The 24,195-nt window shown below is 70.9% G+C and carries 25 protein-coding genes and 1 tRNA gene; 15 read left to right on the top strand and 11 right to left on the bottom strand.

Annotated elements, in window-relative coordinates:
* Positions 1 to 86: 86 nt before the first annotated feature.
* Positions 87 to 383: a hypothetical protein gene (locus tag ACWGIH_RS15640; protein ID WP_453445054.1), complete on the bottom strand. Its 297-nt coding sequence runs from the start codon at positions 381 to 383 to the stop codon at positions 87 to 89.
* Positions 384 to 556: 173 nt separating this feature from the next.
* On the opposite strand from ACWGIH_RS15640, the gene ACWGIH_RS15635 reads away from it, so the two are divergent.
* Positions 557 to 1,513, top strand: a complete 957-nt coding sequence (locus ACWGIH_RS15635) for an NADP-dependent oxidoreductase (protein WP_453445053.1) — start codon at positions 557 to 559, stop codon at positions 1,511 to 1,513.
* Between the two features lie 27 nt (positions 1,514 to 1,540).
* On the opposite strand, the gene ACWGIH_RS15630 is transcribed toward ACWGIH_RS15635, so the two are convergent.
* Genes ACWGIH_RS15630 through ACWGIH_RS15610 form a run of 5 tightly spaced genes read right to left on the bottom strand, consistent with a single transcriptional unit; the run spans position 1,541 to position 4,265 of the window.
* The gene (locus ACWGIH_RS15630) at positions 1,541 to 1,879 is read right to left on the bottom strand and encodes a DUF202 domain-containing protein (protein ID WP_453445052.1); all 339 of its coding nucleotides are present in this window, start codon (positions 1,877 to 1,879) and stop codon (positions 1,541 to 1,543) included.
* Complete coding sequence (locus ACWGIH_RS15625; protein WP_453445050.1) at positions 1,867 to 2,259, bottom strand: YidH family protein; 393 nt, start codon at positions 2,257 to 2,259, stop codon at positions 1,867 to 1,869. The genes ACWGIH_RS15630 and ACWGIH_RS15625 overlap by 13 nt, the downstream gene beginning before the upstream one ends.
* A gap of 9 nt (positions 2,260 to 2,268) precedes the next feature.
* Positions 2,269 to 2,805 (bottom strand): NUDIX hydrolase, encoded by a 537-nt coding sequence (locus ACWGIH_RS15620; RefSeq protein ID WP_453445048.1) that lies wholly within the window; start codon positions 2,803 to 2,805, stop codon positions 2,269 to 2,271.
* Positions 2,806 to 2,832: 27 nt separating this feature from the next.
* The gene (locus ACWGIH_RS15615) at positions 2,833 to 3,606 is read right to left on the bottom strand and encodes a glucose 1-dehydrogenase (protein ID WP_451213785.1); all 774 of its coding nucleotides are present in this window, start codon (positions 3,604 to 3,606) and stop codon (positions 2,833 to 2,835) included.
* Positions 3,603 to 4,265 carry a TetR/AcrR family transcriptional regulator gene (locus ACWGIH_RS15610; protein ID WP_453445046.1) on the bottom strand — a complete coding sequence of 221 codons (663 nt, stop codon included), beginning with the start codon at positions 4,263 to 4,265 and terminating at the stop codon, positions 3,603 to 3,605. The genes ACWGIH_RS15615 and ACWGIH_RS15610 overlap by 4 nt, the downstream gene beginning before the upstream one ends.
* Before the next feature lie 139 nt (positions 4,266 to 4,404).
* On the opposite strand from ACWGIH_RS15610, the gene ACWGIH_RS15605 reads away from it, so the two are divergent.
* The 5 genes from ACWGIH_RS15605 (at position 4,405) to ACWGIH_RS15585 (ending at position 10,255) form a co-directional block, all read left to right on the top strand.
* Positions 4,405 to 6,060 carry an FAD-binding dehydrogenase gene (locus ACWGIH_RS15605; RefSeq protein ID WP_453445045.1) on the top strand — a complete coding sequence of 552 codons (1,656 nt, stop codon included), beginning with the start codon at positions 4,405 to 4,407 and terminating at the stop codon, positions 6,058 to 6,060.
* A 211-nt stretch (positions 6,061 to 6,271) separates the two neighbouring features.
* Positions 6,272 to 7,231: a hypothetical protein gene (locus tag ACWGIH_RS15600; protein ID WP_453445043.1), complete on the top strand. Its 960-nt coding sequence runs from the start codon at positions 6,272 to 6,274 to the stop codon at positions 7,229 to 7,231.
* A gap of 41 nt (positions 7,232 to 7,272) precedes the next feature.
* On the top strand, positions 7,273 to 8,865 hold the full coding sequence (locus ACWGIH_RS15595; protein WP_453445041.1) for an APC family permease: 1,593 nt from the start codon (positions 7,273 to 7,275) through the stop codon (positions 8,863 to 8,865).
* A gap of 141 nt (positions 8,866 to 9,006) precedes the next feature.
* On the top strand, positions 9,007 to 9,672 hold the full coding sequence (locus tag ACWGIH_RS15590; RefSeq protein WP_453445215.1) for a molybdopterin-dependent oxidoreductase: 666 nt from the start codon (positions 9,007 to 9,009) through the stop codon (positions 9,670 to 9,672).
* Positions 9,644 to 10,255 carry a cytochrome b/b6 domain-containing protein gene (locus ACWGIH_RS15585; RefSeq protein WP_453445040.1) on the top strand — a complete coding sequence of 204 codons (612 nt, stop codon included), beginning with the start codon at positions 9,644 to 9,646 and terminating at the stop codon, positions 10,253 to 10,255. Before ACWGIH_RS15590 ends, ACWGIH_RS15585 begins: the two co-directional genes overlap by 29 nt.
* A gap of 92 nt (positions 10,256 to 10,347) precedes the next feature.
* Here the strand turns inward: ACWGIH_RS15585 and ACWGIH_RS15580 are convergent, their stop codons facing one another.
* Together ACWGIH_RS15580 and ACWGIH_RS15575 are read right to left on the bottom strand one after the other, a co-directional pair.
* Complete coding sequence (locus ACWGIH_RS15580; RefSeq protein WP_453445038.1) at positions 10,348 to 11,745, bottom strand: GntT/GntP/DsdX family permease; 1,398 nt, start codon at positions 11,743 to 11,745, stop codon at positions 10,348 to 10,350.
* A 77-nt stretch (positions 11,746 to 11,822) separates the two neighbouring features.
* Positions 11,823 to 12,332, bottom strand: a complete 510-nt coding sequence (locus ACWGIH_RS15575; RefSeq protein WP_453445036.1) for a gluconokinase — start codon at positions 12,330 to 12,332, stop codon at positions 11,823 to 11,825.
* A gap of 189 nt (positions 12,333 to 12,521) precedes the next feature.
* Between ACWGIH_RS15575 and ACWGIH_RS15570 the strand changes: the two genes are divergently transcribed.
* Entirely contained in the window at positions 12,522 to 13,223 is a 702-nt protein-coding gene (locus ACWGIH_RS15570; protein WP_453445034.1) for a FadR/GntR family transcriptional regulator, read from the top strand.
* A gap of 20 nt (positions 13,224 to 13,243) precedes the next feature.
* Complete coding sequence (locus ACWGIH_RS15565) at positions 13,244 to 13,648, top strand: YchJ family protein (RefSeq protein ID WP_453445033.1); 405 nt, start codon at positions 13,244 to 13,246, stop codon at positions 13,646 to 13,648.
* A 24-nt stretch (positions 13,649 to 13,672) separates the two neighbouring features.
* Here the strand turns inward: ACWGIH_RS15565 and ACWGIH_RS15560 are convergent, their stop codons facing one another.
* Complete coding sequence (locus ACWGIH_RS15560; protein ID WP_453445031.1) at positions 13,673 to 14,047, bottom strand: hypothetical protein; 375 nt, start codon at positions 14,045 to 14,047, stop codon at positions 13,673 to 13,675.
* 393 nt (positions 14,048 to 14,440) lie between these two features.
* Here ACWGIH_RS15560 and ACWGIH_RS15555 point away from each other — a divergent pair, with 393 nt between their 5' ends.
* The 4 genes from ACWGIH_RS15555 to ACWGIH_RS15540 all read left to right on the top strand — a co-directional run bounded on the left by ACWGIH_RS15555 (position 14,441) and on the right by ACWGIH_RS15540 (position 20,807).
* On the top strand, positions 14,441 to 17,317 hold the full coding sequence (locus tag ACWGIH_RS15555; protein ID WP_453445029.1) for a peroxidase family protein: 2,877 nt from the start codon (positions 14,441 to 14,443) through the stop codon (positions 17,315 to 17,317).
* Positions 17,304 to 18,719 carry a hypothetical protein gene (locus tag ACWGIH_RS15550; RefSeq protein WP_453445028.1) on the top strand — a complete coding sequence of 472 codons (1,416 nt, stop codon included), beginning with the start codon at positions 17,304 to 17,306 and terminating at the stop codon, positions 18,717 to 18,719. Before ACWGIH_RS15555 ends, ACWGIH_RS15550 begins: the two co-directional genes overlap by 14 nt.
* Before the next feature lie 87 nt (positions 18,720 to 18,806).
* Positions 18,807 to 19,661 carry a YhjD/YihY/BrkB family envelope integrity protein gene (locus ACWGIH_RS15545; protein ID WP_453445026.1) on the top strand — a complete coding sequence of 285 codons (855 nt, stop codon included), beginning with the start codon at positions 18,807 to 18,809 and terminating at the stop codon, positions 19,659 to 19,661.
* 258 nt (positions 19,662 to 19,919) lie between these two features.
* Complete coding sequence (locus tag ACWGIH_RS15540) at positions 19,920 to 20,807, top strand: M23 family metallopeptidase (protein ID WP_453445025.1); 888 nt, start codon at positions 19,920 to 19,922, stop codon at positions 20,805 to 20,807.
* Between the two features lie 117 nt (positions 20,808 to 20,924).
* Here ACWGIH_RS15540 and ACWGIH_RS15535 read toward each other — a convergent pair.
* A tRNA-Leu gene (locus tag ACWGIH_RS15535) sits at positions 20,925 to 21,009 on the bottom strand.
* 181 nt (positions 21,010 to 21,190) lie between these two features.
* Here ACWGIH_RS15535 and ACWGIH_RS15530 point away from each other — a divergent pair.
* The 3 genes from ACWGIH_RS15530 to ACWGIH_RS15520 all read left to right on the top strand — a co-directional run bounded on the left by ACWGIH_RS15530 (position 21,191) and on the right by ACWGIH_RS15520 (position 23,882).
* Complete coding sequence (locus ACWGIH_RS15530; RefSeq protein ID WP_453445023.1) at positions 21,191 to 22,543, top strand: M20/M25/M40 family metallo-hydrolase; 1,353 nt, start codon at positions 21,191 to 21,193, stop codon at positions 22,541 to 22,543.
* 185 nt (positions 22,544 to 22,728) lie between these two features.
* Complete coding sequence (gene chpH, locus ACWGIH_RS15525) at positions 22,729 to 22,962, top strand: chaplin ChpH (protein ID WP_453445022.1); 234 nt, start codon at positions 22,729 to 22,731, stop codon at positions 22,960 to 22,962.
* 140 nt (positions 22,963 to 23,102) lie between these two features.
* Positions 23,103 to 23,882: a chaplin family protein gene (locus ACWGIH_RS15520; protein WP_453445020.1), complete on the top strand. Its 780-nt coding sequence runs from the start codon at positions 23,103 to 23,105 to the stop codon at positions 23,880 to 23,882.
* A gap of 87 nt (positions 23,883 to 23,969) precedes the next feature.
* Here ACWGIH_RS15520 and ACWGIH_RS15515 read toward each other — a convergent pair whose 3' ends face one another.
* Positions 23,970 to 24,158 (bottom strand): DUF5703 family protein, encoded by a 189-nt coding sequence (locus tag ACWGIH_RS15515; protein WP_363210842.1) that lies wholly within the window; start codon positions 24,156 to 24,158, stop codon positions 23,970 to 23,972.
* Positions 24,159 to 24,195 lie beyond the last annotated feature (37 nt).

Raw genomic sequence — 24,195 nt, 5'->3', positions numbered from 1 at the left:
CGCCGATCCCCCGCCACAGACTGCCAGTCGGCGCCCGTGCGGGGGAAGTCGGCGGAGGCGGTTGCCCCTCGGTGCGGCCCGGAGGCTCAGTGATCGTCCCAGTGCCCGTCGTGCGCCGCGTGCCGGTGGCCGTCGTGGACGTAGTCGACGTGGTCGCCGTGCAGCACCGAGCTGTGCCCGCAGCCCTCGCCGTGCCGGTGGTCGTGCCCCTCGTGCACCGAGTGCTCGGCCGGCTCGCACTCGTCCCAGTGGCCGGAGTGCAGGCGGTGCATGTGGCCGTCGTGCGCGTAGTCGACGTGGTCGCCGTGCGGCACCTCGGGGTGGCCGCAGGCCGGGCCGTGGACGTGCTCGTGGACGGGGTGTTCGTGGTGGAGCGTGGTCATGGCGACTACACCTTCTGTGGGAGGCGGTGACCCTCTCAGGCTAGTACCCAATGCCCCATTGATGGGGATATGGAAGCCTCGTGGATGTTTCCACCACCGGACCCACCGGACCAGCCCCGCCCCGTTGCCCCACCAGGGCGATCCCACGAAGGCGCTCCCAGGAAGCCGACCCCATGAAGGCGATCAGCTACCGCCGGTACGGCGGCCCCGAAGTCCTCGAGTACGGCGACGTCCGCGACCCCAAGGTCGGCCCCGACTCCGTCCTGGTGAAAGTCCGCGCCGCGTCGGTGAACCCCGTCGACTGGAAGTGCATGGGCGGGCACCTCGACGCCATCCTCGACCCCGTCTATCCGGTGATCCCGGGCTGGGACGTTGCGGGCGTCGTGGTGCAGCCGGGCGCCTCCGTCCCGGAGTACGCGGTGGGGGACGAGGTCATCGGCTACGTACGCGAGGACTTCCTCTCCCGCGGCACCTTCGCCGAGTACGTGGCGGCGCCCGTGCGCACCCTGGCCCGCAAACCGCGCAACCTCACCTTCGAGGAGGCCGCGGGCCTGCCGCTCACCGGGCTCACCGCCTATCAGGTGGTCGTCAAGACGCTCGCGGTGACGGAGGGTGAGATCGTCCTCGTGCACGCGGCGGCCGGCGGCGTCGGCTCGATCGCCGTCCAGCTGGCCCGGCACGCGGGCGCCCGCGTCATCGGCACCGCGAGCGAGCGCAACCACGACTTCCTGCGGGAACTCGGCGCGGAGCCGGTCACCTACGGCGACGGTCTGGCCGACCGCGTGCGGGCCCTCGCCCCGGACGGGGTGGACGCGGTCTTCGACACGATCGGCGGCGACACCCTCAAGGTGTCCGCCGAACTCCTCGCACCGGACGGCCGTCTCGCGTCGATCGCGGACGGCGCGGTCATCGGCCTCGGCGGCCACTACTGCTTCGTGCGTCCGGACGCGGACGATCTCCAGCGCCTCACGCAGCTCGTGGAGCAGGACGTCGTCACGGTCCACGTCTCCGAGACGTTCCCGCTGGAGCGGGCGGCGGACGCCTACCGCCTGAACGCGGAGGGCCGCACCCGGGGCAAGATCGTCGTCACCGTGGACTGGACGACCGAGGAAGGGCCCGCCGGGCACTGACGGCGGCGCCCTTTCGCGCCGGGCCGCTCAGAACACCATGGCGCTCGCGCAGACCGCGAGCGCCATCGTGCATAGGGCGGCCGTCGCCGCGGCCCGCGCCGGAAGCCGGAGCGGCCTGCTGCTCGCTGCGAGCTCGGTCATCCTGCGGTGCGCCACGACCAGGAAACCGAGCCACAGGAGCAGGCAGAGGGCGCAGGCGACGACGGCCACCGCGGTGGTGCCCTCCTGGAGGGCGGCGCGCGCCGCGAGGACCGACGCGACGGTGCAGGACAGGGTCGTACGCCGCCATGCGAGCCGGGTGCGCTCCGGCTGCAGCCCGGGATCGCGCTCGGGGACGGCCACCTCCCGGTCGGTCACCCCTCCCACCCGAAGAGCACGACGACGACCATGGCGAGCGCCACGACCGCGACGGCCAGGCTCAGGACGGTCGGGAAGCGCGAGACGGGCAGATCCTCGCCGCGCCGCATCGCCCGCTCGCAGCGCACCCAGTGATTGACCGCGCGCAGCGAGCTGAGCACGCCCGCCGCGAGCAGGGCCAGTGCGAGCCCGATGCGCCACCCCCAGCGCAGGTCCGGCAGGAACTGGTCCACCGCGAAACCGCCCCCGATGAGGGCGAGCGCGGTGCGCAGCCAGGCGAGGAAGGTGCGCTCGTTGGCGAGCGAGAAGCGGTAGTCGGGGGTGTCGCCCTCGTCCCGGATCCGCTCGGGCGCGAACCACAGGCGAAGGCTGTGTACGAAGTTGCTCACCAGCCGACCCTAGCTGGCGCGATGTTCCCGCAGCCGCTCGTACGCAGCGAGCCCGTCCGGCACCCACGCCCACTCGCCGAGCCGCTCCGCCAGCTCCTCCTCGGTGACGAAGGCGTGCCAGGCGACCTCCTCGGCCTGCGGGTCCACCGGCAGGTCACAGCGCACCTCGTACAGGTACGACCACCAGCTGTGCCCCGCGCCGTCCTCGTACAGGAACTTGAACAGCGGTGTGGGCCGCGGCAGGCCGTGGACGCCGAGTTCCTCCTCCGCCTCGCGCAGGGCGGCGTCGTCGTAGGACTCGCCGGCCCCGACGACACCGCCGACGAACATGTCGTACATCGAGGGGAAGACCAGCTTGACCGGCGTGCGCCGGTGCACGAACACGCGGCCGTCGGCGTCCCGCGCCTGGATGAAGACGCAGCGGTGGCGCAGGCCGCGCGCGTACACCTCACCGCGCGGGGCCTCGCCGACGACCTCGTCGTTCTCGTCGACGATGGGCAGGATCTCTTCGCTGGGATCGGGCACGGGCCGGCTGTTCGTCGTCATGCCGACCATCCAACCCCACCGCCGATCTCACTGACCCATGACGTACTTGACGGTGGGGCCCGCGGTCCAGCCGCCGTCGACGGCGAGCTCGGCGCCGGTCACGTACGAGGCGGCGTCGGAGAGCAGGAAGACCATGGCGCCCGCGATCTCGTGCGGCTCGCCGACCCGGCCCATCGGGGTGTTGGGGTACTTGCCCTCGCCCTTCTCGATGCCCACCTGCGCGGTCATCGGGGTGTACGTCATGCCCGGGTGGACGGAGTTGACGCGGATGCGGGCGGTGCCGAGCTCCACGGCGCCGATCTTGGTGAGCCCGCGGACGCCCCACTTGGACGCGCCGTAACCGGCGGTGAGAGCCAGGCCCATGAGCCCGGCCGCCGACGAGATGTTGACGATGGAGCCGCCACCGGCCTCCTTCATGGCCGGGACGACGCTCTTCATGCCGATGAAGACGCCGGTGAGGTTGATGTCGAGGACCTTGCGGAAGTGCTCGACCGACTCCGACTCCAGGAACTGGCCCGTGGAGATACCGGCGTTGTTGACCAGGCCGTGGACCCCGCCGAACTCGCCGACCGCGAGGGCCACGACGCGCTGCCAGTCCTCCTCCGAGGTCACGTCGTGGTGCGCGAAGCGGGCGCGCTCGCCGAGCTCGGCGGCGGTGACCTCGCCCTCCTTGTCGAGCACGTCGGTCAGGACGACGTTCGCACCGGCGGCGACCGCCTGGCGTGCGGCCTCGGCACCGAGGCCGCGGGCGGCTCCGGTGATGACGACGGTCTTGCCGGTGAGGTCGTGCGCTGCGCTCATGTCTGTCTCCGCGGGACGGGGGCCCGAAGCAGGGCCGTGGTGGTCTCGACGAGATCCGCGAGGAAGAGCGGTTCGTCGGTCAGGGGGGTGGTGCCTGCCAGGTACTGGCCCGCGCGGTCGGCCAGGGCGGCGCCGATCAGGGTGAGCGCGAGGTCGAGCCGCTCAAGGCGCAGCGGCTCGGGGAGATCGGGGACATCGGGGACATCGGGGACGGCGGGGGGATCGGTGAGGCAGTCCTCCACGCGGCCGATCAGGTCCCAGTAGACGGTGCCGTCGAGCGTCGGGTGCGGGGTGCGGGTGCGGACGCCGCTCTCGTGGCTGAGCTGGGCCGAGATGCGCAGGCAGCGGCGGCCCCGTTCCGAGCGGAGCTCGGTGGCCTCCGCGTGCACCAGGGCCGTGAGCAGCCCGCGGAGTCCGTCCGGTGCCTGCCGCAGCTCGGCGGTGAGCATCTTCTCCGTACGGGTCTGGCGCTCGGCCATGACGGCGTCCAGGAGGCCCGCGCGGCTGCCGAAGTGGTACTGGACGGCGGACGGGTTGCTCTGTCCGGCGAGTCGCACGATGTCCCGCAGTTGCGCGCCGTGCACGCCTTGCGCGGCGAAGACCTCCTCGCCGGCGCGGATCAGCTTCTCCCGGGTCTCGGGTCCTGAGGTCCTGGCCATACAGTTATGTTAATGCTGACCATTATTAAAAGCGAGGCCGTCATCCCCGAGGTTGCCGGGCCCAGAAGGTTGACGCCGCTCCCGCGGTTACTCAGGATCTGAACTCACCAGTAAGCACCTGCTGAGGAGGAACCCCCGGATGGCCTACGACGCGGACGTCATCGTGATCGGTGCGGGCCTCGCCGGCCTGGCCGCCACCGCGGAACTCGTCGACGCGGGCCGCCGGGTCATCCTCGTCGACCAGGAGCCCGAGCAGTCGCTCGGCGGCCAGGCGCACTGGTCCTTCGGCGGGCTCTTCTTCGTCGACTCCCCGGAGCAGCGCAGGCTCCGCATCAAGGACTCCCGCGCCCTGGCCCTCCAGGACTGGATGGGCACGGCCGCCTTCGACCGCCCCGAGGACCACTGGCCCCGCAAATGGGCCGAGGCGTACGTCGACTTCGCCGCGGGCGAGAAGCGGCCCTGGCTGCACGGGCAGGGCGTGCGGTTCTTCCCCGTGGTGGGCTGGGCCGAGCGCGGCGGCTACGACGCGCAGGGGCACGGCAACTCGGTGCCGCGTTTCCACATCACCTGGGGCACGGGCCCCGGCCTCGTCGCCCCCTTCGAGCGCCGGGTGCGCGAAGGCGTCGCCCGCGGCCTCGTCCAGCTCAAGTTCCGCCACCGCGTCTCGGGTCTGTCCCGCAGCGCGGGCAGCGTCGACACCGTGAGCGGCGAGGTCCTCGCGCCCTCCGACGCCGAGCGCGGCACGGCAAGCAGCCGCGAGGTCACCGGCTCCTTCGAGTTCAGGGCCCAGGCGGTGATCGTCACCTCCGGCGGCATCGGCGGCAACCACGACCTCGTGCGCGCCAACTGGCCCGAGCGCCTCGGCACTCCGCCCGAGCGGATGGTCTCCGGTGTGCCCGCGCACGTCGACGGACGGATGCTCGGCATCACCGAGGAGGCGGGCGCGCGGCTCATCAACCGCGACCGCATGTGGCACTACACCGAGGGCATCCAGAACTGGAACCCGATCTGGGACAACCACGGCATCCGCATCCTGCCGGGCCCCTCCTCGCTCTGGCTCGACGCGCGCGGCGACCGGCTGCCGGTGCCGCTCTTCCCCGGCTTCGACACCCTCGGCACGCTCGAACACATCATGAAGTCGGGTTATGAGTACACGTGGTTCGTGCTCAACCAGCGCATCATCGGCAAGGAGTTCACGCTCAGCGGCTCGGAACAGAACCCCGACCTCACCGGCAAGTCCGTGCGCGGCGTCATCGACCGGGCACGCGCCGACGTGGCCGCCCCCGTGAAGGCGTTCATGGACAACGGCGCCGACTTCGTGGTGGAGAAGGACCTCTCCTCCCTGGTGCGCGGCATGAACGCGCTCACCAAGGAACCCCTCATCGACGAGGCCGCGCTGCGCCGCACCATCACCGCGCGCGACCGCGAGATCGCCAACCCCTTCACCAAGGACCTCCAGGTCACCGCGATCCACGGCGCCCGCAAGTTCCTTGGCGACCGGCTCATCAGGGCCGCCGCCCCGCATCGCATCCTCGACCCCAAGGCGGGCCCGCTCGTCGCCGTGCGGCTCAACATCCTCACCCGCAAGACCCTCGGCGGCCTGGAGACCGACCTGTCCTCGCGCGTCCTGGCCCAGGGCGGCGAACCGCTGCCCGGGGTGTACGCGGCGGGGGAGGCGGCCGGCTTCGGCGGCGGGGGAGTGCACGGCTACCGCTCGCTCGAAGGCACCTTCCTCGGCGGCTGCCTCTTCTCGGGGCGCACGGCGGGCCGGGCGGCGGCCAAGTCGGTGAGCTGACGGGCGCGTTCGCCACGTCATGACGTGATCGTCGCCGCTTGTCCGAATCGTGTCCTGTCGGTCAACTCCGCAGGTGGGGGGTGAAGTCTGAGGATTCTGAAACGAGTTGGTGAAGGGGCCCGGGTAAGGCAGACCTTGACTGGAGGGCTGCCTACCGCTTTGCTGTGCGTGATCATCCGTACGCGAGCCGCGCCGGGGAGGAAGTCCCGCGGTGTCACCACCCCCACCCCCCTTGGGCCGTTCCCGCAAGCGGGCGGCCTACGCCTTCGACTCCGCACTCGACGACACCGAACTCGCCGACGCCCGTACCGCCTTGGCCCAGGGCCGCTGGACCGAGGTCCGCGCGCTGCTGGCCGCCACCGGTGACGACTGGGACCGCAGGGGCCACCGGTTCGACGTACTCGCGCAGGAGCAGACCACCACCGCCTGGGCCCGTGACTGGCGGCTCGCCGAGCCGGAGAGCACCGATGTCCTCGTGCTGCTCGCCTATGCGTCCGTGCACCTCGCGCTGCGCGGCAAGGGGCGTTCCGAGAAGGCGCGGGACGCCTGCCGCGAAGTGGCCGCGCTGCTGCCCGCCGACCCCACGCCGTGGCTCGCACTGCTCACCCTGGAGCGTTCCCTCGGCCGCGAGGAGGACGTCGTCCGGCTCTTCGACGAGGTCCGCCACCGGCACCCCGAGCACCATCACGCCCACCACCTGATGGTGGCGAGGCTCGCCGAGCGACGCCCCGCCGCGGGCCAGGACCCGCTGCACGAGGTGTACGACTTCGCCGCCTGGGCGGCCGAACAGGCGCCCGCGGATTCGCCCTTGGCGGTCCTGCCCGTCATCGCGCACGCCGAGCGCTACCGCGTGCTCGCCGCCGCGGGCAGCGAGCCCGTGAACCCGGCGGCCTCCGAGCACTGGACGGGACGCCGGGCCCGGCAGGTCATGAAGGCCGCCTTCGACTGGTGGCTGGAGTGGCAGTTGCCGACGGGCGGGACCCACCCGCGCGGCCTCGTCGACCTCAACTTCCTCGCTCACGCCAAGTTCTGCGAGGGCCGGGCGGCCGAGGCGGCCGCCCTCTTCCACCGCATCGGGCGGCACGCGACCCGAGCCCCCTGGTCGTACCCGGACCGGGACCCGTACAAGGCGTTCACCGCCGCGCGCAGCGCCGCGCTCGGCTCCGCCTGACCCACCGCACCAACCGGCCGATTCGAAAGGACAACCGCGCCATGGCGACGGGCAGTTCGAGCAGCACGAGCGACACGAGACCCGCGAGCCCCAAGGGCGCCGCCGACGGCAGCGGGATCAGCACGTACAAGGGCCAGGAGACGGCACTGCGCGCCGGCCGGCTCGGCACGGCGGGCCTCCTCCTGTCCGTGCTCGCGGCGACCGGACCGCTCATGGTCGTCGCCGGTGTCATGCCCACCACATATGGCGTGATGGGTGTGGTCGGACAGCCGCTGCTCTTCCTCATCCTCGGCGTGGTCCTCGGTCTGTTCAGCTTCGGCTACGCCGAGATGAGCCGGCACGTCCACAACGCGGGCGCCTTCTACGCGTACATATCGAGGGGCCTGGGCGGCACCGCGGGCGCGGGCGCCTCGCTGGTCGCACTCGTCGCCTACAGCGTGCTGCAGGCGGGTCTCTACGGCCTTCTCGGCTTCGAGGTGTCCGGGCTCCTGAACACCTACTTCGACGTCGAAGTCGCCTGGTGGATACCGGCCCTTGTCACCGTCGCCGTCGTCGGCGTGCTCGCCTGGCTGAAGATCGACCTGAACGCGCGCGTGCTCGGCGTGCTGCTGCTCATCGAGGTGGCGCTCGTCGTCATCTTCGACATCGCGGCCATCGCGGACCCGGCCAAGGAAGGCCTGTCCCTGGAAGCGTTCCACTTCGACACCCTCACGGGCGCGGGCGTCGCCACCTCGCTCTGCTTCTGCATCGCCGCGTTCACCGGCTTCGAGCAGGCACCCGTGTACGCGGAGGAGACCAGCCGCCCGCAGGTCGTCGTCGCCCGCGTGATGTTCTTCGCCGTCGGTTTCGTCGCGATCTTCTTCGCGATCAGCTCCTGGGCGCTCTCGGTCGCCGCGGGTCCCTCCGGCATCGTCTCCGCCGCACAGGAACAGAGCGCGGGGCTGCTCTTCGGGCTCACCGAGTCCCGGCTCGGCGGCACCTTCACCGACGTACTCCATGTCCTGTTCGTGACCGGCATGTTCGCGGCGATCCTCTCCTTCCACAACGTGGTCGCCCGTTACGCCTTCGCCATGGGCCGTGAGGGTCTGCTGCCCGCCGCGTTCGGCAGGACCAACACCTCCACCGGCGCGCCCGGCACCGGCTCCCTGCTCCAGACGGTCATCTCCGTCGTCATCGTGGTGGCCTTCGCGGTCACCGACGACGGCCCGTTCGGCGATCCGACCGCCCCGGTCCTGCACCTGTTCACCTGGGGCGGCAACATCGGCGCCCTCGGCGTCATCCTCCTGATGGCCACGGCGTCCGTCGCGGTCATCGTCTTCTTCGTACGACGCGGCGCCGCACGGGCCCAGGCCTGGCGCATCACTGCCTCCGCCCTCGCCGCGGCCGGCCTGCTCGTCATCGCGGGCTTCACCGTCAAGGACTTCGACGTCCTGGTCGGCGCGGACTCCGGTTCGGCGCTCAGCTGGGTGCTGCCCGGCATCATCCTGCTCGCCGCCCTCATCGGCGTGGTCTACGGCCTGTTCCTGCGCTCGACCAAGCCGGACGCGCACGCACGGATCGGCCTGGGCAACGAGGCGTTCCAGCTGGAGAAGGCGGCGGAGGCACCGGGCGAGCAGCCGCGCGCCCAGGTATGACGAAACGCTGACGGACACCCGCGGCCCCTGTACCCGGGGGTCCGCGGGTGCTCGAATCGGGGGGTGACAACTCCCCTTCCGCACCCGCCCGAAGAGGACGGTGGCGCCGGGACACCGGTCGGCCGCCGTCTGGTCCTGGGCATGCTCGGCCTCGGCGTCGCGGGGGTGGCCGCCGCGCCACAGCTCCAGCGGGGCCTGGAATCCTTCCTGGGCGCCGCGTCCGACAAGGACCCCACGGGCCTGACGGACCTGCTCCCCAACGGGGGCGGATTCCGCTACTACTCGGTGGCCTCCTCGGTCCCGCACAAGAGCGCGTCCACGTACCGCCTGAAGATCGACGGCCTGGTGGACCGCCCCACGACGTACACACTGACCGAGCTGCGTGCCCTGCCGCAGACCCGCCTGGTGCGCGACGTCCAGTGCGTGACGGGCTGGCGGGTGCCGGACACCCCCTTCGAGGGCGTGCGCCTCTCCCACATCCTGGACGCGGCAGGGGTGCGCCCCACCGCCCGCGCCGTCCGCTTCACGTGCTTCGACGGCACGTACAGCGAGAGCCTGACGCTGAAGCAGGCCCGGCGGAAGGACGTCCTGGTGGCGCTGCGCATGCAGGACAAGGACCTGAGCCACAGCCACGGCGGCCCGGTCCGCCTCTACGTCGCCCCCATGTACTTCTACAAGTCCGCGAAGTGGCTCTCCGGGATCACGCTCACCGACGAGGTGCAGCCGGGTTACTGGGAGAAGCGGGGCTACGACGTCGACGCGTGGGTGGGTGATTCGAATGGCAGGGACGACAACCCCACGGCTTGAGGCGGCCGCGGCGCGAGTGCGGAGGTTCAGCCCGGCACAGCGGTGGGTGCACCGGGTGACGGCGCTACTCATGGGGGTGTGCGTCGCGACCGCGGCGTGCCTGTACGTTCCTCAGCTGGCCGAACTGGTGGGGCGCCGCGCCCTTGTGGTGACCGTCCACGAGTGGTCGGGCCTGCTGCTCCCCGCGCCCTTCCTCGCGGGCCTCGCGTCCCGCGCCTTCCGCGGCGACCTGCGCCTCCTGAACCGCTTCGGCCCGCACGACAGGGCGTGGCTGAGGCGCCGGAACCCGCACCGCCGGGCGGGAAAGTTCAACGCGGGCCAGAAGCTGTACGCGGGCTGGCTCGCCGGAGCGGTCCTGGTGATGCTGGGCACGGGCCTGCTGATGTGGTTCACGCACCTCACCCCGCTGTCCTGGCGTACGGGAAGCACGTTCGTCCACGACTGGCTCGCCCTGACGCTCGGCGTGGTGACCGCCGGGCACGTGGGGATGGCGTGGGCGGACCCGGAGGCGCGGCGGGGGATGCGGACCGGGTCCGTCGACCCGGAGTGGGCGGAGAGGGAGCATCCGCTGTGGCGGAAGTGAAGGCGCCGGACGGGCTGGAATCCAGCCTGTCCGGCGTTTGAGGACGAACTCGGCGAAGCCGGTGATGACGGCAACCAAGGCCCCCGGCCCGGCTAAATCACAAGGGAGAGCAACAGCACCAGCCCACCCGCGACCACGGAGATGATCGTCTCCATCACGGACCAGGTCTTGATCGTCTGCCCGACGCTCATCCCGAAGTACTCCTTCACCAGCCAGAACCCCGCGTCGTTCACGTGCGAGAAGAAGAGCGAACCCGCTCCGATGGCCAGCACGAGCAGCGCCGTGTGCGCGTCGGACATGTCCGCGGCCAGCGGTGCCACAAGACCGGCCGCCGAGATGGTGGCCACCGTCGCCGAACCCGTGGCGAGGCGGATCACCACGGCGATCAGCCACGCGAGCAGCAGCGCCGGGATCGACCAGTCCTTGGAGATGTCCAGGACCATCTCGCCGACACCGGAGGCGATGAGGGTCTGCTTGAAGCCACCACCCGCGCCCACGATCATCAGCACACCGGCGATCGGCGCGAGCGACTTCTCGACGGTGGTCGAGAGACGCTCCTTCGTGAAGCCGGCCGCACGGCCCAGCGTGAACATGCCCACGATGACCGCCGCAAGCAGCGCGATCAGCGGTGAGCCGATGACGTCGAAGACGCGCTGCACCGTGTGCTCGGGGTTGTCGACGATGATGTCGACCAGGGCCTTGGCCAGCATCATCACGACGGGCAGCAGCACGGTCGCGACCGTCACGCCGAACCCGGGACGCTTCTCCAGGTCCTCCGAAGGACGCTGCGGCATCATCTTCTCGGGGGCGGGGACGTCCACCCACTTCGCCGCGTACTTCGAGAAGACCGGTCCGGCGATGATCACCGTGGGGATGGCGACGAGCACGCCGAGCGCGAGGGTGATGCCGAGGTTCGCGTCCACCGCGTCGATCGCGACCAGCGGGCCGGGGTGCGGCGGGATGAGCCCGTGCATCACGGACAGACCGGCCAGGGCCGGGATGCCGATCCGCATCAGCGAGTAGTTGCCGCGCTTGGCGACCATCAGGACGACCGGGATCAGCAGCACGATGCCGACCTCGAAGAACAGCGGAAGCCCGATCACCGAGGCGATCAGGACCATCGCCCACGGCATGGAGCGCCCGCCCGCCTTGGCGAGGATCGTGTCGACGATCTGGTCCGCGCCGCCGGAGTCGGCGAGCAGCTTGCCGAGGATCGCGCCGAGCGCGATCAGCACACCCACGCCCGCGACCGTCGCGCCGAGACCTTCGGTGAAGCTGGCGATCGCCTTGTCGAGCGGGGCGCCCGCGAAGGCGCCGAGGGCGAGCGAACCGATGGTCAGGGCCAGGAACGCGTGCAGCTTGAACTTCGTGATGAGCAGGACGATGACGGCGATGCCCGCGAGGACGGCGATACCCAGCTGGGCATGGCCAGCGGAGGTGATCGGCTCGACGGCGTCCGCTGCCAGCATCTCAACGCTGAGACTGGTCACGGTGTCTTCCTTGTACGTCAGGGGAGGGGGGTGCGGGGGAAGGGGGGCCTACGGGAGCTACGGGGAACTGCGGGGACCTACTGGTCGAGCGCGGCCAGTGCCTGGAAGGCGCGCTCGCTGATCTCTTCCGGACTGCCGGTGACGTCGACGGCGACGCCCGCCTCGTCCGCGCCGAGCGGCTGCAGCGTGGCGAACTGCGAGTCGAGCAGGGCCGTCGGCATGAAGTGGCCCTGGCGGTGGGACATCCGGTCCTCGATGAGGGCCCGGTCTCCGGTGAGGTGGACGAAGACGATGCCGGGCGCCTCGGCCCGCAGACGGTCGCGGTAGGAGCGCTTCAGCGCCGAGCTGCTGACCACGCCGCCGAGTCCGGCCCTGCCGTGGGCCCAGGCGCCGATGGCATCGAGCCACGGCCAGCGGTCGTCGTCGGTCAGCGGGGTCCCGGCCGACATCTTGGCGATGTTCGCCGGGGGGTGGAAGTCGTCGCCCTCGGCGTAGGGAACGCCGAGCTGTGCCGCGAGCAGGGGACCGATCGTCGTCTTGCCGGTTCCTGCCACGCCCATCACTACGACGACGTGGGGGGTGCTCATCGCTGTCCTGCCTCGCTGTCTTCTTCGACATCGGTCCGAAACGAGCCATCGGTCCGGAACGAGCCACGGGACGGGGGAGACCCGTGGCTCGTTCACGTCACTGAAACCCATTAGGTCTGACAAATTCAAGAGGCTGTGACACAAAAGTCTGACTTTTTGTTCCCGCGGGTCCCCACATACCCTGACGACATGACCGATCAGGCCCGTGGGCTGCACGCTCGCGTACTGGAAAGCCTCGGGCCAGCCATCACCGGTGGCGAGTACCCGCCGGGCAGCGTGTTGCGCACCGACGAGCTCGCCCAGCGCTTCGAGGTGTCACGCTCCGTCGTGCGCGAGGCGGTGCGGGTCCTGGAGTCGATGCACCTGGTCGAGTCCAGGCGCCGGGTCGGTGTGACGGTGCGGCCCACCGCGGAGTGGAACGTCTACGACCCCCAGGTCATCCGGTGGCGTCTGGCAGGCGCCGACCGGCCCCGCCAGCTGCGCTCCCTCACGGTCCTGCGCTCGGCGATCGAACCGGCGGCCGCGGGGCTCGCCGCCCAGCACGCCACCCCGGAGCAGTGCGCGGCCCTCACCGAATGCGCCCTCGGCATGGTCGCCACCTCGCGGGGCCAGCAGCTGGAGGGCTACCTCTTCCACGACATCAACTTCCACCGCATCGTCCTGAACGCGTCGGGCAACGAGATGTTCGCCCGCCTCGGCGACGTCGTCGCGGAGGTCCTCGCGGGCCGCACCCACCATCAGGTCATGTTCGAGGACCCGGACCCGGCCGCCGTCACCCTGCACGTCAGGCTCGCGGAGGCGGTGCGGGAGGGCGATCCGGCGCGCGCGGAGGAGCTGACGCGGGAGATCGCGGTGGGAGCGCTGCATGAGCTGGACATCCTCGCCCCGTAGCGTCGGGGACAATGGTCGGCATGTCCCGACGTGCCCCCCGCCCTCAGACCACCTGCCCCTGCGGCCACCCCGAGCCGTACGAGAAGTGCTGCGGACGGCTGCACAAGGGGGAGGCCGCGGCCGCCGTTCCCGAGGAGCTGATGCGCTCCCGGTACTGCGCCTTCGCCGTCCGGGACGAGGCGTACCTCCTGCGCACCTGGCACCCCCGTACCCGGCCGCCCCGCGTCGAGTTCGACCCGGGCATGCGCTGGGTCGGGCTGGAGATCCTGGACACGGCTGAGGGGACCGCGTTCCACACCACCGGCACGGTCGAGTTCCGGGCCCGCTACACCGACGGGGGCCGCCCCGACGCCCTGCATGAGCGCAGCCGCTTCGAGCGCGTCGACGGGACCTGGGTCTACGTCGACGGAGCCTTCATCGACTAGGGGCTCCAGGCACCTGGCGCCGCGTCACAGGACGTCGCCGTACTCGCTCATGACCCCCGGCGGAGCCGGCGCGTTCACGTAGTGCCCCGGCCCGTGGTCCTCGAAGGAGTACGTGAACGGGATCGAGCGGGTCAGCGCGAGGCGGGTCGCGAAGAACGCGAGGGGCGCCACCACCGCGAGCCCGGCGAGGCTGTCCATCTGCGGGTAGCGCGGCGCCGGCTCGCGCACCGCCGCGCACGTCGCGAGCGCGTGCGGGACCACGCCTCTGGGTCGGGCTGCGACGTGTCCGCCAGCAGCCGTTCCACCAGGTCCGGGTGGACCGGGGCCGGTGTCCGCGCCGGCCTTGTACGGGCGGCGCAGATCGCTGAAGGACGGAGCCCGGGCGTGGTGGTCGCGCATGGTTCCCCCCGGAACGGGCGGCGACGGCAACGGAGTTGCGACACACCATCGGCCCGGACCGCAGTCACCTCGCGCGTGCCGGTGCCCCGCCCACCCGGCACGGACCGGCCACCGGCGTGCCCCGCTCCTGGGGTTGCTGGGGGAGGAGACCCCAGAGGGACAGCCCGACGATCACCCGCGCCGCGCCGCACGCCCGCCCTCGGCCGCCCGACAGGCCCAAATACCGCCGCCCGTCTGCCTGTTCGACGCCCGGACCGTGCCCCGCACATAGGCGGGAACCCGCGCTGTGGCCGTCCGGTGCCGCCAGTAGCGTCCTAGAGCCCTGTCGTCGCACAGGGCGCCATGCCCTGACCCAGCCCCGTCCCGTATGCCTGCGTGCGAAGGAAGCGCCTGATGGCCGACACCGGACAGTACGAGCAGACCTACGAGCGATACGTGGGCGGCAGCCCCGAGGCGGAACACCGTCTCTTCGAGCGCCTGGCCCGCGAGATCATGAAGGTCCAGGCGAAGAACCGGCGCACCGGCGCGGCCGGTTCGCTCGCCCGCACCCAGCACGCGAAACCCGCGCTCGGCGTGGAGAACGCCCGCCTCACCTTCCACGACGACCTCCCCGAGGCCCTGCGCGGCGGATTCGCCCGGCCGGGCGCCGCGTACGCGGCGACCGTGCGGCTCTCCAACGCAAGCGGCACCCGGCAGCCCGACGCCGTGGCCGACCTGCGTGGCGTGGCCGTGCGGGTGACGGTGTCGGCCGAGGAGAGCCATGACCTGCTCGCCACCAACTTCCCGGTGTCGCACGCCCGCGACGCCCGCGAGTTCGTGGCCTTCGCCAAGGCCATGGCGGGCGCGAACACCGCGCTGCAGAAGGCCTTCGGCCTGTTCGTGAAGCTCCCGCTCGCCGTCGGGTTCTCCACCGCGACCCGGATGCGGCGCAACATCCAGGCGGCCACCCGGCACAAGGTCACCAGCCTCGCCAAGGAGACGTACTGGAGCCGCGGCGCCATCCTCTGGGGCGAGGCGGGCCCCGTCCGCTACCTCCTGCGCCCCGTCGTGGGCAGCGCCCCCGACCCCAAGCCCGAGCGCCGCGACCCGGGCTTCCTGCACCGGGAGCTGGCGCACCGACTCGTCACGTCGGATGTCGTCTTCGACCTGTGCGTCCAGCGGTACGTGGACGAACAGCGCACGCCCATCGAGGACGGCTCCGTGGAGTGGAAGGACACCGTCGCGCCCCCCGTGCCCGTCGCACGCCTCACCGTGCCGCGCCAGGACCTGGCCACCGCCGACGCGCAGGCGGCGGCCGGCCGGGTCGAGGAGCTCGCCTTCAACCCCTGGTACACGACCGACGAGTTCCGGCCCCTCGGCAATCTCAACCGCGCCCGCAAGGCCGCGTACGAAGCGAGCGTCGCCCACCGCCAGGGCCTGCGCTTCACCACCGGCGAGCCGCTGCGCAACACCGTCCTCGGCATCCCGGTCGGACGGTTCTTCGGCGCGCTCAACCGCTATGTGCCGTGGCACAGGCTGCCGGTGTCGGCGAGCCTGCTGAACCTGGTCTTCCTGCGCAAGGTGCTCCGGCGCCTCAATCTCATCGACACCGATGTCCACGAGGCGCCGCCGAAGGCCGTCCGGGTGCCGCCGCCGGTCGACGAACGGCTGCGCACGGCCCGGTCGTACGACGGGACGTACAACGACCTCTCCGCGCCCTCCATGGGAGCCGTGGGCGCGGCCTTCGGACGCAACCTGAAGCCGGACTACCGGCCCGACCTCTTCGACACCCCGAACCCGGTCACCGTCAGCCGCACGCTCCTCCAGCGCGACACCTTCATCCCCGCGACCTCGCTCAACGTCCTGGCGGCCGCCTGGATCCAGTTCCAGGTCCACGACTGGGTCAACCACCGCCGCTATCCGGCGGGCGGCAAGGCGGTCGAGGTCCCGCTGCCGCCCGGCAGCACCTGGCACAACACCCCCGGCGGCCCGCCCGAGAACGTCATGCGCTTCGCCGAGAACGAGGGCATCCAGCTCCCCGGCGACCAGCCGCCGATCCTCTTCGCCAACACGGCGTCCCACTGGTGGGACGGTTCCGAGGTGTACGGCGCGGACGAGCAGACCGCCAGGTTCCTGCGCGAGGCCGACGGCAGCGCCGACCTGCGCCTGGAGGACGGCCACCTGCCCACCGGCCAGAACGGCATCCCGCTCACCGGCTTCAACGAGAGCTGGTGGCTCGGCCTCAGCGCCATGCACACGCTGTTCGCCCGTGAACACAACGCGGTCTGCGCCGCCCTGCGCCGCGAGTATCCGGCGATGAGCGAGGACAGCGTCTACCACACGGCGCGTCTGGTGGTCTCCGCCCTCATCGCCAAGATCCACACGGTGGAGTGGACCCCGGCGATCCTCGCCACCGAGGCCATCGACCTCGGCCTGCACACCAACTGGGAGGGCCCGCCGAACAACTGGCTCAACAAGCTGGGCCTGTGGCTCCTGGAGTCCCATTCGCTGACCGGCATCCCCAAGACCCTGCCGGACCACCACGCGGCGCCGTACTCGCTCACCGAGGACTTCGTCACCGTCTACCGGATGCACCCGCTGATCCCCGACGACTACGTGATGCGCGAGCACCACTTCGGGCAGCGCCTGGAGAGCCTGACCTTCCAGGACATCCAGGGCGCCGCCGCGGAGGCCGCCATCCGCAAGACGGGCCTGGCCGACACCCTCTACTCGCTGGGCATCGCCCACCCCGGCGCGATCACCCTGAACAACTTCCCGCGCGCGCTGCAGCGCTTCGAGCGCGACGGCGAGATCATCGACCTGTCGGTCGTCGACCTCGTCCGCACCCGCAGGCGGGGCGTGCCGCGCTACAACGACTTCCGAGCGGGCCTGCACAAGCCGCGCATCCGCCACTTCGAGGAGCTGAGCCAGGACCCGGAGACCGTCGCGCGCCTCAAGGACGTCTACAGCTCGGTCGACGAGATCGACACCGTGGTCGGCCTGTTCGCCGAGAACCCGCCGACCGGCTTCGGCTTCAGCGACACGGCCTTCCGCGTCTTCATCCTGATGGCCACCCGGCGCCTGCAGAGCGACCGCTTCCTGACCGTCGACTACCGCCCCGAGATCTACACGCCGCTCGGCATCGAATGGGTCGAGAAGAGCGGCATGAAGTCCGTGATCCAGCGGCACGCACCCGACCTCGCGGGCCTGCTGCCCCGCGACGCGAGCGCGTTCGCGCCGTGGCGGCAGGTCAAGCCGGTGCGGGACGGAGGCAGTGATGCCGCCGGATGAGGCCGGGCCCGAGAACCGGGACGACGGCCACCACCCCGGGCTCGCCGACCTCTTCGTGCGTCCCCTTCTGGAGACGGTCTGGCGCCGCCGCACCCACCGGGTGAGCCGCGGCGCCACCGTCCCCGCGGGCTCGATGAGTTACGTCTCCAAGGACGCCCCGCAGCCCCTGACCGAGCTGGAGGAGGCGGTCCTGATCGCCCTCACCGGCTGTACGGGGCTGACCATGCCCGACCGCCCCTTCGAGGACCCGCGCAACGGCAAACCGATCATGGCGAAGCCGAACCTGACCATGGCGGGGCGCACCGCGGGCAGTCCCGACAACGCGCAGGGCACGCACTTCTTCCTGATCAACGACACGGGCACGTACTACCTGCGGAAGCTGCCGCCGGCGCCGGAGGAGCCCTTCGACGACGCGACCCTGACCGCCCGCGCCCGGGAGGCCAAGGTCAAGGTCCTCGACCACCGCCTGGACGTGGCGGAGGGCCTGCGGGACTTCCCCGCCTACCTGGACTCGAACCGCTTCCTGTCGAACCTGCCGGGCACGACGGTCCTCTTCCCGGTGGTCGACCTGTCCCACCAGTACATCAACGCCCTGATGTACCTGCTCACGCAGCCGGACGGGGCGCGGCCCACGCTGGTGGACGACCGGAACTTCTACCGTCCCGCGGGCGTGCAGAAGTGGATCAAGAACGGCTTCCTGAACGAGAAGCTGAAGCTCCCGCTGGGAGCCCTCGGTCCGCTGCGCACCCAGATCGAGGCCGACCTGCTGCTGCAGAACCTGATGCTGGTGGCGGAGGCGATGGGCCTCGGCGCCTGGATCCACGCCTCCATCAACCCTCAAATCGCCCTGGGAGACCCGAAGTTCTCCCGGGCCTACGGCAGGATGCTCGGCTTCACCTTCGTCACCCCGCGCTGGCGCCCGGCCGACATCTGGCGCTGGCACATCCCGCTCCCCAAGTACGCGAACGTGCGCTCGCACCCGGTGGGCCTGAAGGGACCGGACGGCGAGCAGCTGATCTCCGCGACGTGCCCGCCCGCGTTCGCCTCGATGTCCGACGCGGTGGACGCGGTGATCCGCGAGAAGTTCGGCCCCGGGGGCGTCTACGGCGACAAGGACGTGTTCACCCGCATCTACCGGGAGGACTACGGCCGGCGCTATCTCGCCGAGGCGAGCGAGTACGAGGAGCGGGTGATCGAGTGCGCCCGCGACATCTGCACGTACATCCTGCGCACCCACCGCCGCTTCCCCGCGCACACGGACGCGATCCACGTCCCCGGCGTCTGGCTGCAGGCCCACCACGTGGAGAACGAGTACTACGACGAGTACTTCACGCAGGGCCTCACCCCGGCACACCGCCGCCATGGGGATCTGTGGGACGGAGTCCGTGATCCTCAAGATTGATCCCCTGGGCAGACAGCAGCCCGGTGGGGTGCCCGTTCGGCGGTACCTCGGGCTGGTTTCGTGGTGATTGCGGGTATTCGATCCGACATGCCCTCTGCACCCGATACGCCGCCGGATGACGGACGTCGACCCCTGCGACCGCACCGCCGTCTGTTCGCGTCCTCGTCGTTCGCCGGGCTCGCCTGGAACCGGGGACGGGAGATGGAGCTGATGCACCGTGCGATGGGCTTCGCGGCGCTGAGCTTCCTGACTCTCGTGCCGCTGCTCGTCGTGGTCGCCGCGGCCGATCTCGCGAGGGGAGAAGGGTTCGCCCGGTGGCTGGTGCAGGGTCTCGGGGTGTCCGAGGTGCCGGAGGAGGAGATCGAGCAGCTCTTCGGCGTGCCGGGGCGGGCGTTGCAACGGACCACGGCACTCGGTCTCGCCGCGCTTGCCGCGTTCGGCGTGACCTTCGGATCCGCCGTGCAGACCGGCTACGAACGTGCGTGGGGCCTGCCGTCGGCGCGCTGGCACACCATGTGGCGGCACGTCGTCTGGCTGGCCGTCCTTGTCTTCTTCCTGCTGCTCTTCGTCACCCTGCCCGCCCCGAAGGAGTCGTCGGCCGCCGAGACCGCTCTCGTCACCGTGGGCGACACCATCGGCGTGTTCCTCTTCTTCTGGTGGTCACAGCGCCTGCTGCTCTGCGGCCGGATCCGCTGGCGGGCCCTGGCCCCCGGGGCCGCCGTGACCGCCTTCGGGCTGCTCGGGCTGCGCGTATTCTCGCAGTTCGTCTTCTCCCCCCTGATCGCGTCGAACGCGGTGACGTACGGCCCGTTCGGCACCGTCCTGATCCTGCAGTCCTGGCTGGTGGGGGTGGGCTTCGTCGTGTACGGCGGGGCGCTGGTGGGCCGCCTCGTCCATGAGCGGCTGCTACGGCGCGCCCTGCCGCCCGACGGACCGGGCTGACGGCCCCCTGCCGGGGGCGCCGGAGCGCGGTGGCGACGCGGACCAGGTGGGCTCGCTCCTCTGCCGGCGGGACCGTGGGCAGGGAAAGGAACTGACCGACCCGGCTGATGGCGGAGGACGCCACCTACCGGCGCCTCGCCAGCCGGCAGTTGGCCACCGTCGGAGCCTGACCGAAAGCCGATCCCCGCCGGAACCTGCCACTCCACCATGACAGGATGCGGGCGCCGCCCGACCTGACACGCCTGCGAAGAGGTGCACATGCTCGTGATGCTGTGGAAGCGCTATGGCCTGGTGTTCGCCGCCGGTGCCTTGTGCGTCGTGGTGAACGGTCAAGGGCTCGGCCCGCTCTGGTTCACCGGGGTGGCGCTGCTGATCGTCGGTCAGACCATGCGCGTGACCCTGATACGTGCCCAGCGCCCGCCCCAGGACCGCGAGCCGGTGGTGCTCGGCGCCCCTGTCGCCGGGCGCTGGATGGCACTCAACGGTCCGGCCACGAAGGTTCCCAGCCACACCCACAGCCATGCGCAGACCTACGCCATCGACCTGAAGCACGTCCCCGAAGCGACCGGCGACGGAGTCCCGCCGCAGGCTCCGCCCTTCCGCTGGCTCTGGCCGCTCGCCCGGCGCCCCCGCCTCTATCCCACCTACGGCATGCCCGTGCTCGCCCCCGCCGACGGAGTCGTCGTCGCGACCGGACGGCGCCAGCGGGACCATCTGTCGCGCATGTCGCTGCCCGCCTTCCTCTTCCTCTACCTGGAGGGCTTCGTCCGCAGTCTCGGCTGGCCGAGCCACCTCATGGGGAACCACATCATCCTGGACCTCGGCGACGGCGTGTACGCGGCCTTCGCGCACCTGCGGCGCGGCTCGCTGCGCGTGGCCGTGGGGGACCGGGTGACGGCCGGCGAGGAGATGGCCGAATGCGGCAACTCCGGCAACTCCTCCGAGCCCCATCTGCACTTCCAGCTCATGGACGGCCCCGATGTGATGACGGCACGAGGTGTGCCGTTCGCGTGGCACTACCGCGACGACGAGGGCGTGGAGCACACCGGTGTGCCCGAGGACAACACGCACTGTGTCCCCGCGGGGCCGCTCACCGTGACGGGCAGGACGGAGCCGGCCGAGGACCCCGACTCCCGCTGCCGGTGATCAATCCGGCACGGCGCCTCTCCCGCAGGCGTACAGGGGGAAGCGCCCCATGTCACGGGCAACGCGAAAGCGCTGGTCGGGATCGCTCCCGACCAGCGCTTTCGTGGTCAACCTCTGTGTCCGAGGGGGGACTTGAACCCCCACGCCCGATAAAGGGCACTAGCACCTCAAGCTAGCGCGTCTGCCATTCCGCCACCCGGACCGGTGGTCTCTCGCGGTTTCCCGCGGCGACGTGGAAAACCATAGCAAACATTCGGGGGCCTCCGATCACACAGGTCAGGTGCGTGAACGGCGCATGACGGCGGGTGCCCGGTCTTGGGTGTCGGAGGGGGAACGCGGGAGGATGAGGGGGACCACCAGCAGCGATAGCGGGAGGAACCATCGTGAGCGAGCCGAGCAGGGCCGACAGGGCGGGCGACGCGGACCGGTCGCGGACCGTCACCGGTGAGGACGAGGTCGTCGACCTCTGCCGCGATCTCATCCGCATCGACACGAGCAACTACGGCGACCACTCGGGCCCGGGCGAGCGCAAGGCCGCCGAGTACGTCGCGGAGAAGCTCGCCGAGGTGGGTCTGGAGCCGCAGATCTTCGAGTCGCACCCCGGCCGCGCCTCCACCGTGGCCCGCATCGAGGGCGAGGACCGCTCCCGGCCCGCGCTGCTCATCCACGGCCACACCGACGTCGTACCGGCCAACGCGCAGGACTGGCAGCACCACCCCTTCTCCGGGGAGATCGCGGACGGCTGCGTGTGGGGCCGCGGCGCCGTCGACATGAAGGACATGGACGCGATGACCCTCGCGGTCGTCCGGGAACGCATGCGCACCGGGCGCAAGCCCCCGCGCGACATCGTGGTCTCGTTCATGGCCGACGAGGAGGCCGGCGGCACGTACGGCGCGCGCTACCTCGTCGACAACCACCCGGAGCTCTTCGAGGGCGTCACGGAGGCCATCAGCGAGGTCGGCGGCTTCTCCTACCAGGTCAACGAGGACCTGCGGCTCTACCTCATCGAGACGGCCCAGAAGGGCATGCACTGGATGAAGCTGACCGTGGACGGCACCGCGGGCCACGGTTCGATGATCCACAAGGACAACGCCATCACCGAACTGTCCGAGGCCGTGGGCCGGTTGGGGCGGCACAAGTTCCCGGTGCGGGTGACCAAGACGCTGCGGCACTTCCTGGACGAGCTCGGCGACGCGCTCGGCACCGAGCTCGACCCCGAGAACATGGACGAGACGCTCGCCAAGCTCGGCGGCATCGCCAAGCTCATCGGCGCCTCGCTCAAGAACACCGCCAACCCCACCCAGCTGGGCGCTGGCTACAAGGTCAACGTCATTCCCGGGCAGGCGACCGCGCACGTCGACGGCCGCTTCCTGCCGGGGTACGAGGAGGAATTCCTCGCCGACCTCGACCGGCTGCTCGGCCCGCACGTCAAGCGCACGGACGTGCACGCGGACAAGGCCCTGGAGACCACCTTCGACGGCGCGCTCGTCGACGCCATGCAGACGGCGCTCCAGGCCGAGGACCCGATCGCCCGCGCCGTGCCGTACATGCTCTCCGCGGGCACCGACGCCAAGTCCTTCGACGACCTCGGCATCCGCGGCTTCGGCTTCGCGCCGCTGAAGCTGCCGCCGGAGCTGGACTTCGCGGGCATGTTCCACGGTGTGGACGAGCGGGTTCCGGTGGATGGCCTGAAGTTCGGCGTGCGCGTGCTCGACCGGTTCATCGACGCGTCCTGAACGCCGGTTCACGCGCCCCCGGAGGACGACGGGCGCACGCCGGAACGACACTCCAATAATCGTCAGCGCGTGCGTACTTGACTGAAAAGAGTGAAAGGGGCCATAGGCTCGTAGCCCCATTACCTCCTGCTCGTTACAGGTGGTGCGGTCCGCGGCTGGGATCGCATTGCCAACAAGGAGGAATAATGCTGAAGAAGATCGTCGCTGCTGCGGCTGCCACTGGTGGTCTCGTGCTCGCTGGTGCGGGTATCGCTGCTGCCGACGCCGGCGCCCAGGGTGCCGCCGTGAAGTCCCCCGGTGTGCTCTCGGGCAACGTCGTCCAGGCGCCCATTCACGTTCCGGTGAACGTCTGTGGCAACACGGTCTCCGTGATCGGGCTCCTGAACCCCGCCTTCGGCAACGCCTGCGTCAACAAGTGACGCTGCAGTGCCTCACCCCATGAGGGTCTGAGTCTGTCGGCCTCGGAGTGCGAGCCACGCACTCCGGGGCCTTCCGGCATTCGGTGTGCGCGCCCCGAGGCGCGTACGCATTCCTGAAGGTCATAAGGCAGGGAAAACCTATGCGACAGGTCACTCGTAAAGGCCTGATCACGGTGGCGGCCGCGACGGGCGTGCTCGCCATCAGCGGTGGATACGCGCAAGCCGACTCGGGCGCCCGCGGGGGAGCTTCGGATTCTCCGGGCGTCGCGTCCGGCAACTCGGTCCAGCTCCCGGTCAACGTGCCGCTGAACGTCTGCGGCAACAGCGTCAACGTCGTCGGGGTGCTCAACCCCGCGGCGGGCAACAACTGCGTCAACACCTCCGACGAGGGTGGCAGCGGCCACGGCAAGCCCTCGGGCGGCGGGTCCTCGGCGGACGGGCACTCCAGTGACTCGCCCGGCGTGGCCTCGGGCAACGACATCCAACTGCCGGTCGACGTGCCGGTGAACGTCTGCGGCAACAGCGTCACCATCGGCGGCCTCGGCAACGCGACCGGCGGCAACGACTGCGCCAACGACGCGGGCGAGGGAACCCCGCCGGGCAGCGGGAAGCCGCCCACGAAGCCGGAGCAGCCGCCGGGCGGCTCGGAGGAGAAGCCCCAGACACCGGGGAAGCCGGGGACGCCGGAGAATCCGGGCGGGCAGGAAGAGCCGGGGGACCCCGGTGCGCCGGGTGAGAAGCCGGTGGACGACCGGGCGATGCCGAATCAGCCGGGGGCGCAGACCATCGCGCAGCCCAAGGGCTCGGAGACGCTGGCACAGACGGGCAGCGAGCTGCCGGTCGGCGTCGTCCTTCCGGTGGGTGCGGGCATGCTGCTCGCGGGCACGGTGCTGTACCGCAGGACGCGGTCGAACGCCTGATCAGGGCGCGCGTCGCCCCTTGCGCGGGTACGCAGCACGGAGGGTGTCCCGCCTGGTCGGGGCACCCTCCCCGCTCGTTGGCTCACCTCACCAGGTGGCCCGCAGCTGGCGGATGATCCGCCGCTTCAGCCGCACCCTGCGGCTCCCGTCCGTACGCAGGCTCAGGCGGTCCAACTCCCAGTGCCCGTACTCCGCGTGGTCCGTCAGCAGGCGCGTCGCTTCCTTGCGGGTGACCCCGCGCGGCACATACACGTCGACAAATTCGTATTCCGGCATCGCATCTATTGTGCAAGTACAGGCCCGGTACGGATAG

Source organism: Streptomyces sp. NPDC054872, assembly GCF_053610705.1.
This window is presented reverse-complemented; position numbering and strand designations above follow the sequence as displayed.

Excerpts from the sequence above, each read along its gene's own strand:
- ACWGIH_RS15615 (WP_451213785.1), bottom strand. The coding sequence starts at position 3,606 with ATGAGCGCAGCGCACGACCTCACCGGCAAGACCGTCGTCATCACCGGA.
- ACWGIH_RS15540 (WP_453445025.1), top strand. The coding sequence starts at position 19,920 with ATGCTCGTGATGCTGTGGAAGCGCTATGGCCTGGTGTTCGCCGCCGGT.
- ACWGIH_RS15520 (WP_453445020.1), top strand. The coding sequence starts at position 23,103 with ATGCGACAGGTCACTCGTAAAGGCCTGATCACGGTGGCGGCCGCGACG.
- ACWGIH_RS15560 (WP_453445031.1), bottom strand. The coding sequence starts at position 14,047 with ATGCGCGACCACCACGCCCGGGCTCCGTCCTTCAGCGATCTGCGCCGC.
- ACWGIH_RS15545 (WP_453445026.1), top strand. The coding sequence starts at position 18,807 with ATGCCCTCTGCACCCGATACGCCGCCGGATGACGGACGTCGACCCCTG.
- ACWGIH_RS15610 (WP_453445046.1), bottom strand. The coding sequence starts at position 4,265 with ATGGCCAGGACCTCAGGACCCGAGACCCGGGAGAAGCTGATCCGCGCC.
- ACWGIH_RS15515 (WP_363210842.1), bottom strand. The coding sequence starts at position 24,158 with ATGCCGGAATACGAATTTGTCGACGTGTATGTGCCGCGCGGGGTCACC.
- ACWGIH_RS15575 (WP_453445036.1), bottom strand. The coding sequence starts at position 12,332 with ATGAGCACCCCCCACGTCGTCGTAGTGATGGGCGTGGCAGGAACCGGC.
- ACWGIH_RS15590 (WP_453445215.1), top strand. The coding sequence starts at position 9,007 with ATGCTCGGCCTCGGCGTCGCGGGGGTGGCCGCCGCGCCACAGCTCCAG.
- ACWGIH_RS15570 (WP_453445034.1), top strand. The coding sequence starts at position 12,522 with ATGACCGATCAGGCCCGTGGGCTGCACGCTCGCGTACTGGAAAGCCTC.
- ACWGIH_RS15595 (WP_453445041.1), top strand. The coding sequence starts at position 7,273 with ATGGCGACGGGCAGTTCGAGCAGCACGAGCGACACGAGACCCGCGAGC.
- ACWGIH_RS15640 (WP_453445054.1), bottom strand. The coding sequence starts at position 383 with ATGACCACGCTCCACCACGAACACCCCGTCCACGAGCACGTCCACGGC.
- ACWGIH_RS15605 (WP_453445045.1), top strand. The coding sequence starts at position 4,405 with ATGGCCTACGACGCGGACGTCATCGTGATCGGTGCGGGCCTCGCCGGC.
- ACWGIH_RS15635 (WP_453445053.1), top strand. The coding sequence starts at position 557 with ATGAAGGCGATCAGCTACCGCCGGTACGGCGGCCCCGAAGTCCTCGAG.
- ACWGIH_RS15550 (WP_453445028.1), top strand. The coding sequence starts at position 17,304 with ATGCCGCCGGATGAGGCCGGGCCCGAGAACCGGGACGACGGCCACCAC.
- ACWGIH_RS15565 (WP_453445033.1), top strand. The coding sequence starts at position 13,244 with ATGTCCCGACGTGCCCCCCGCCCTCAGACCACCTGCCCCTGCGGCCAC.
- ACWGIH_RS15620 (WP_453445048.1), bottom strand. The coding sequence starts at position 2,805 with ATGACGACGAACAGCCGGCCCGTGCCCGATCCCAGCGAAGAGATCCTG.
- ACWGIH_RS15555 (WP_453445029.1), top strand. The coding sequence starts at position 14,441 with ATGGCCGACACCGGACAGTACGAGCAGACCTACGAGCGATACGTGGGC.
- ACWGIH_RS15585 (WP_453445040.1), top strand. The coding sequence starts at position 9,644 with ATGGCAGGGACGACAACCCCACGGCTTGAGGCGGCCGCGGCGCGAGTG.
- chpH (WP_453445022.1), top strand. The coding sequence starts at position 22,729 with ATGCTGAAGAAGATCGTCGCTGCTGCGGCTGCCACTGGTGGTCTCGTG.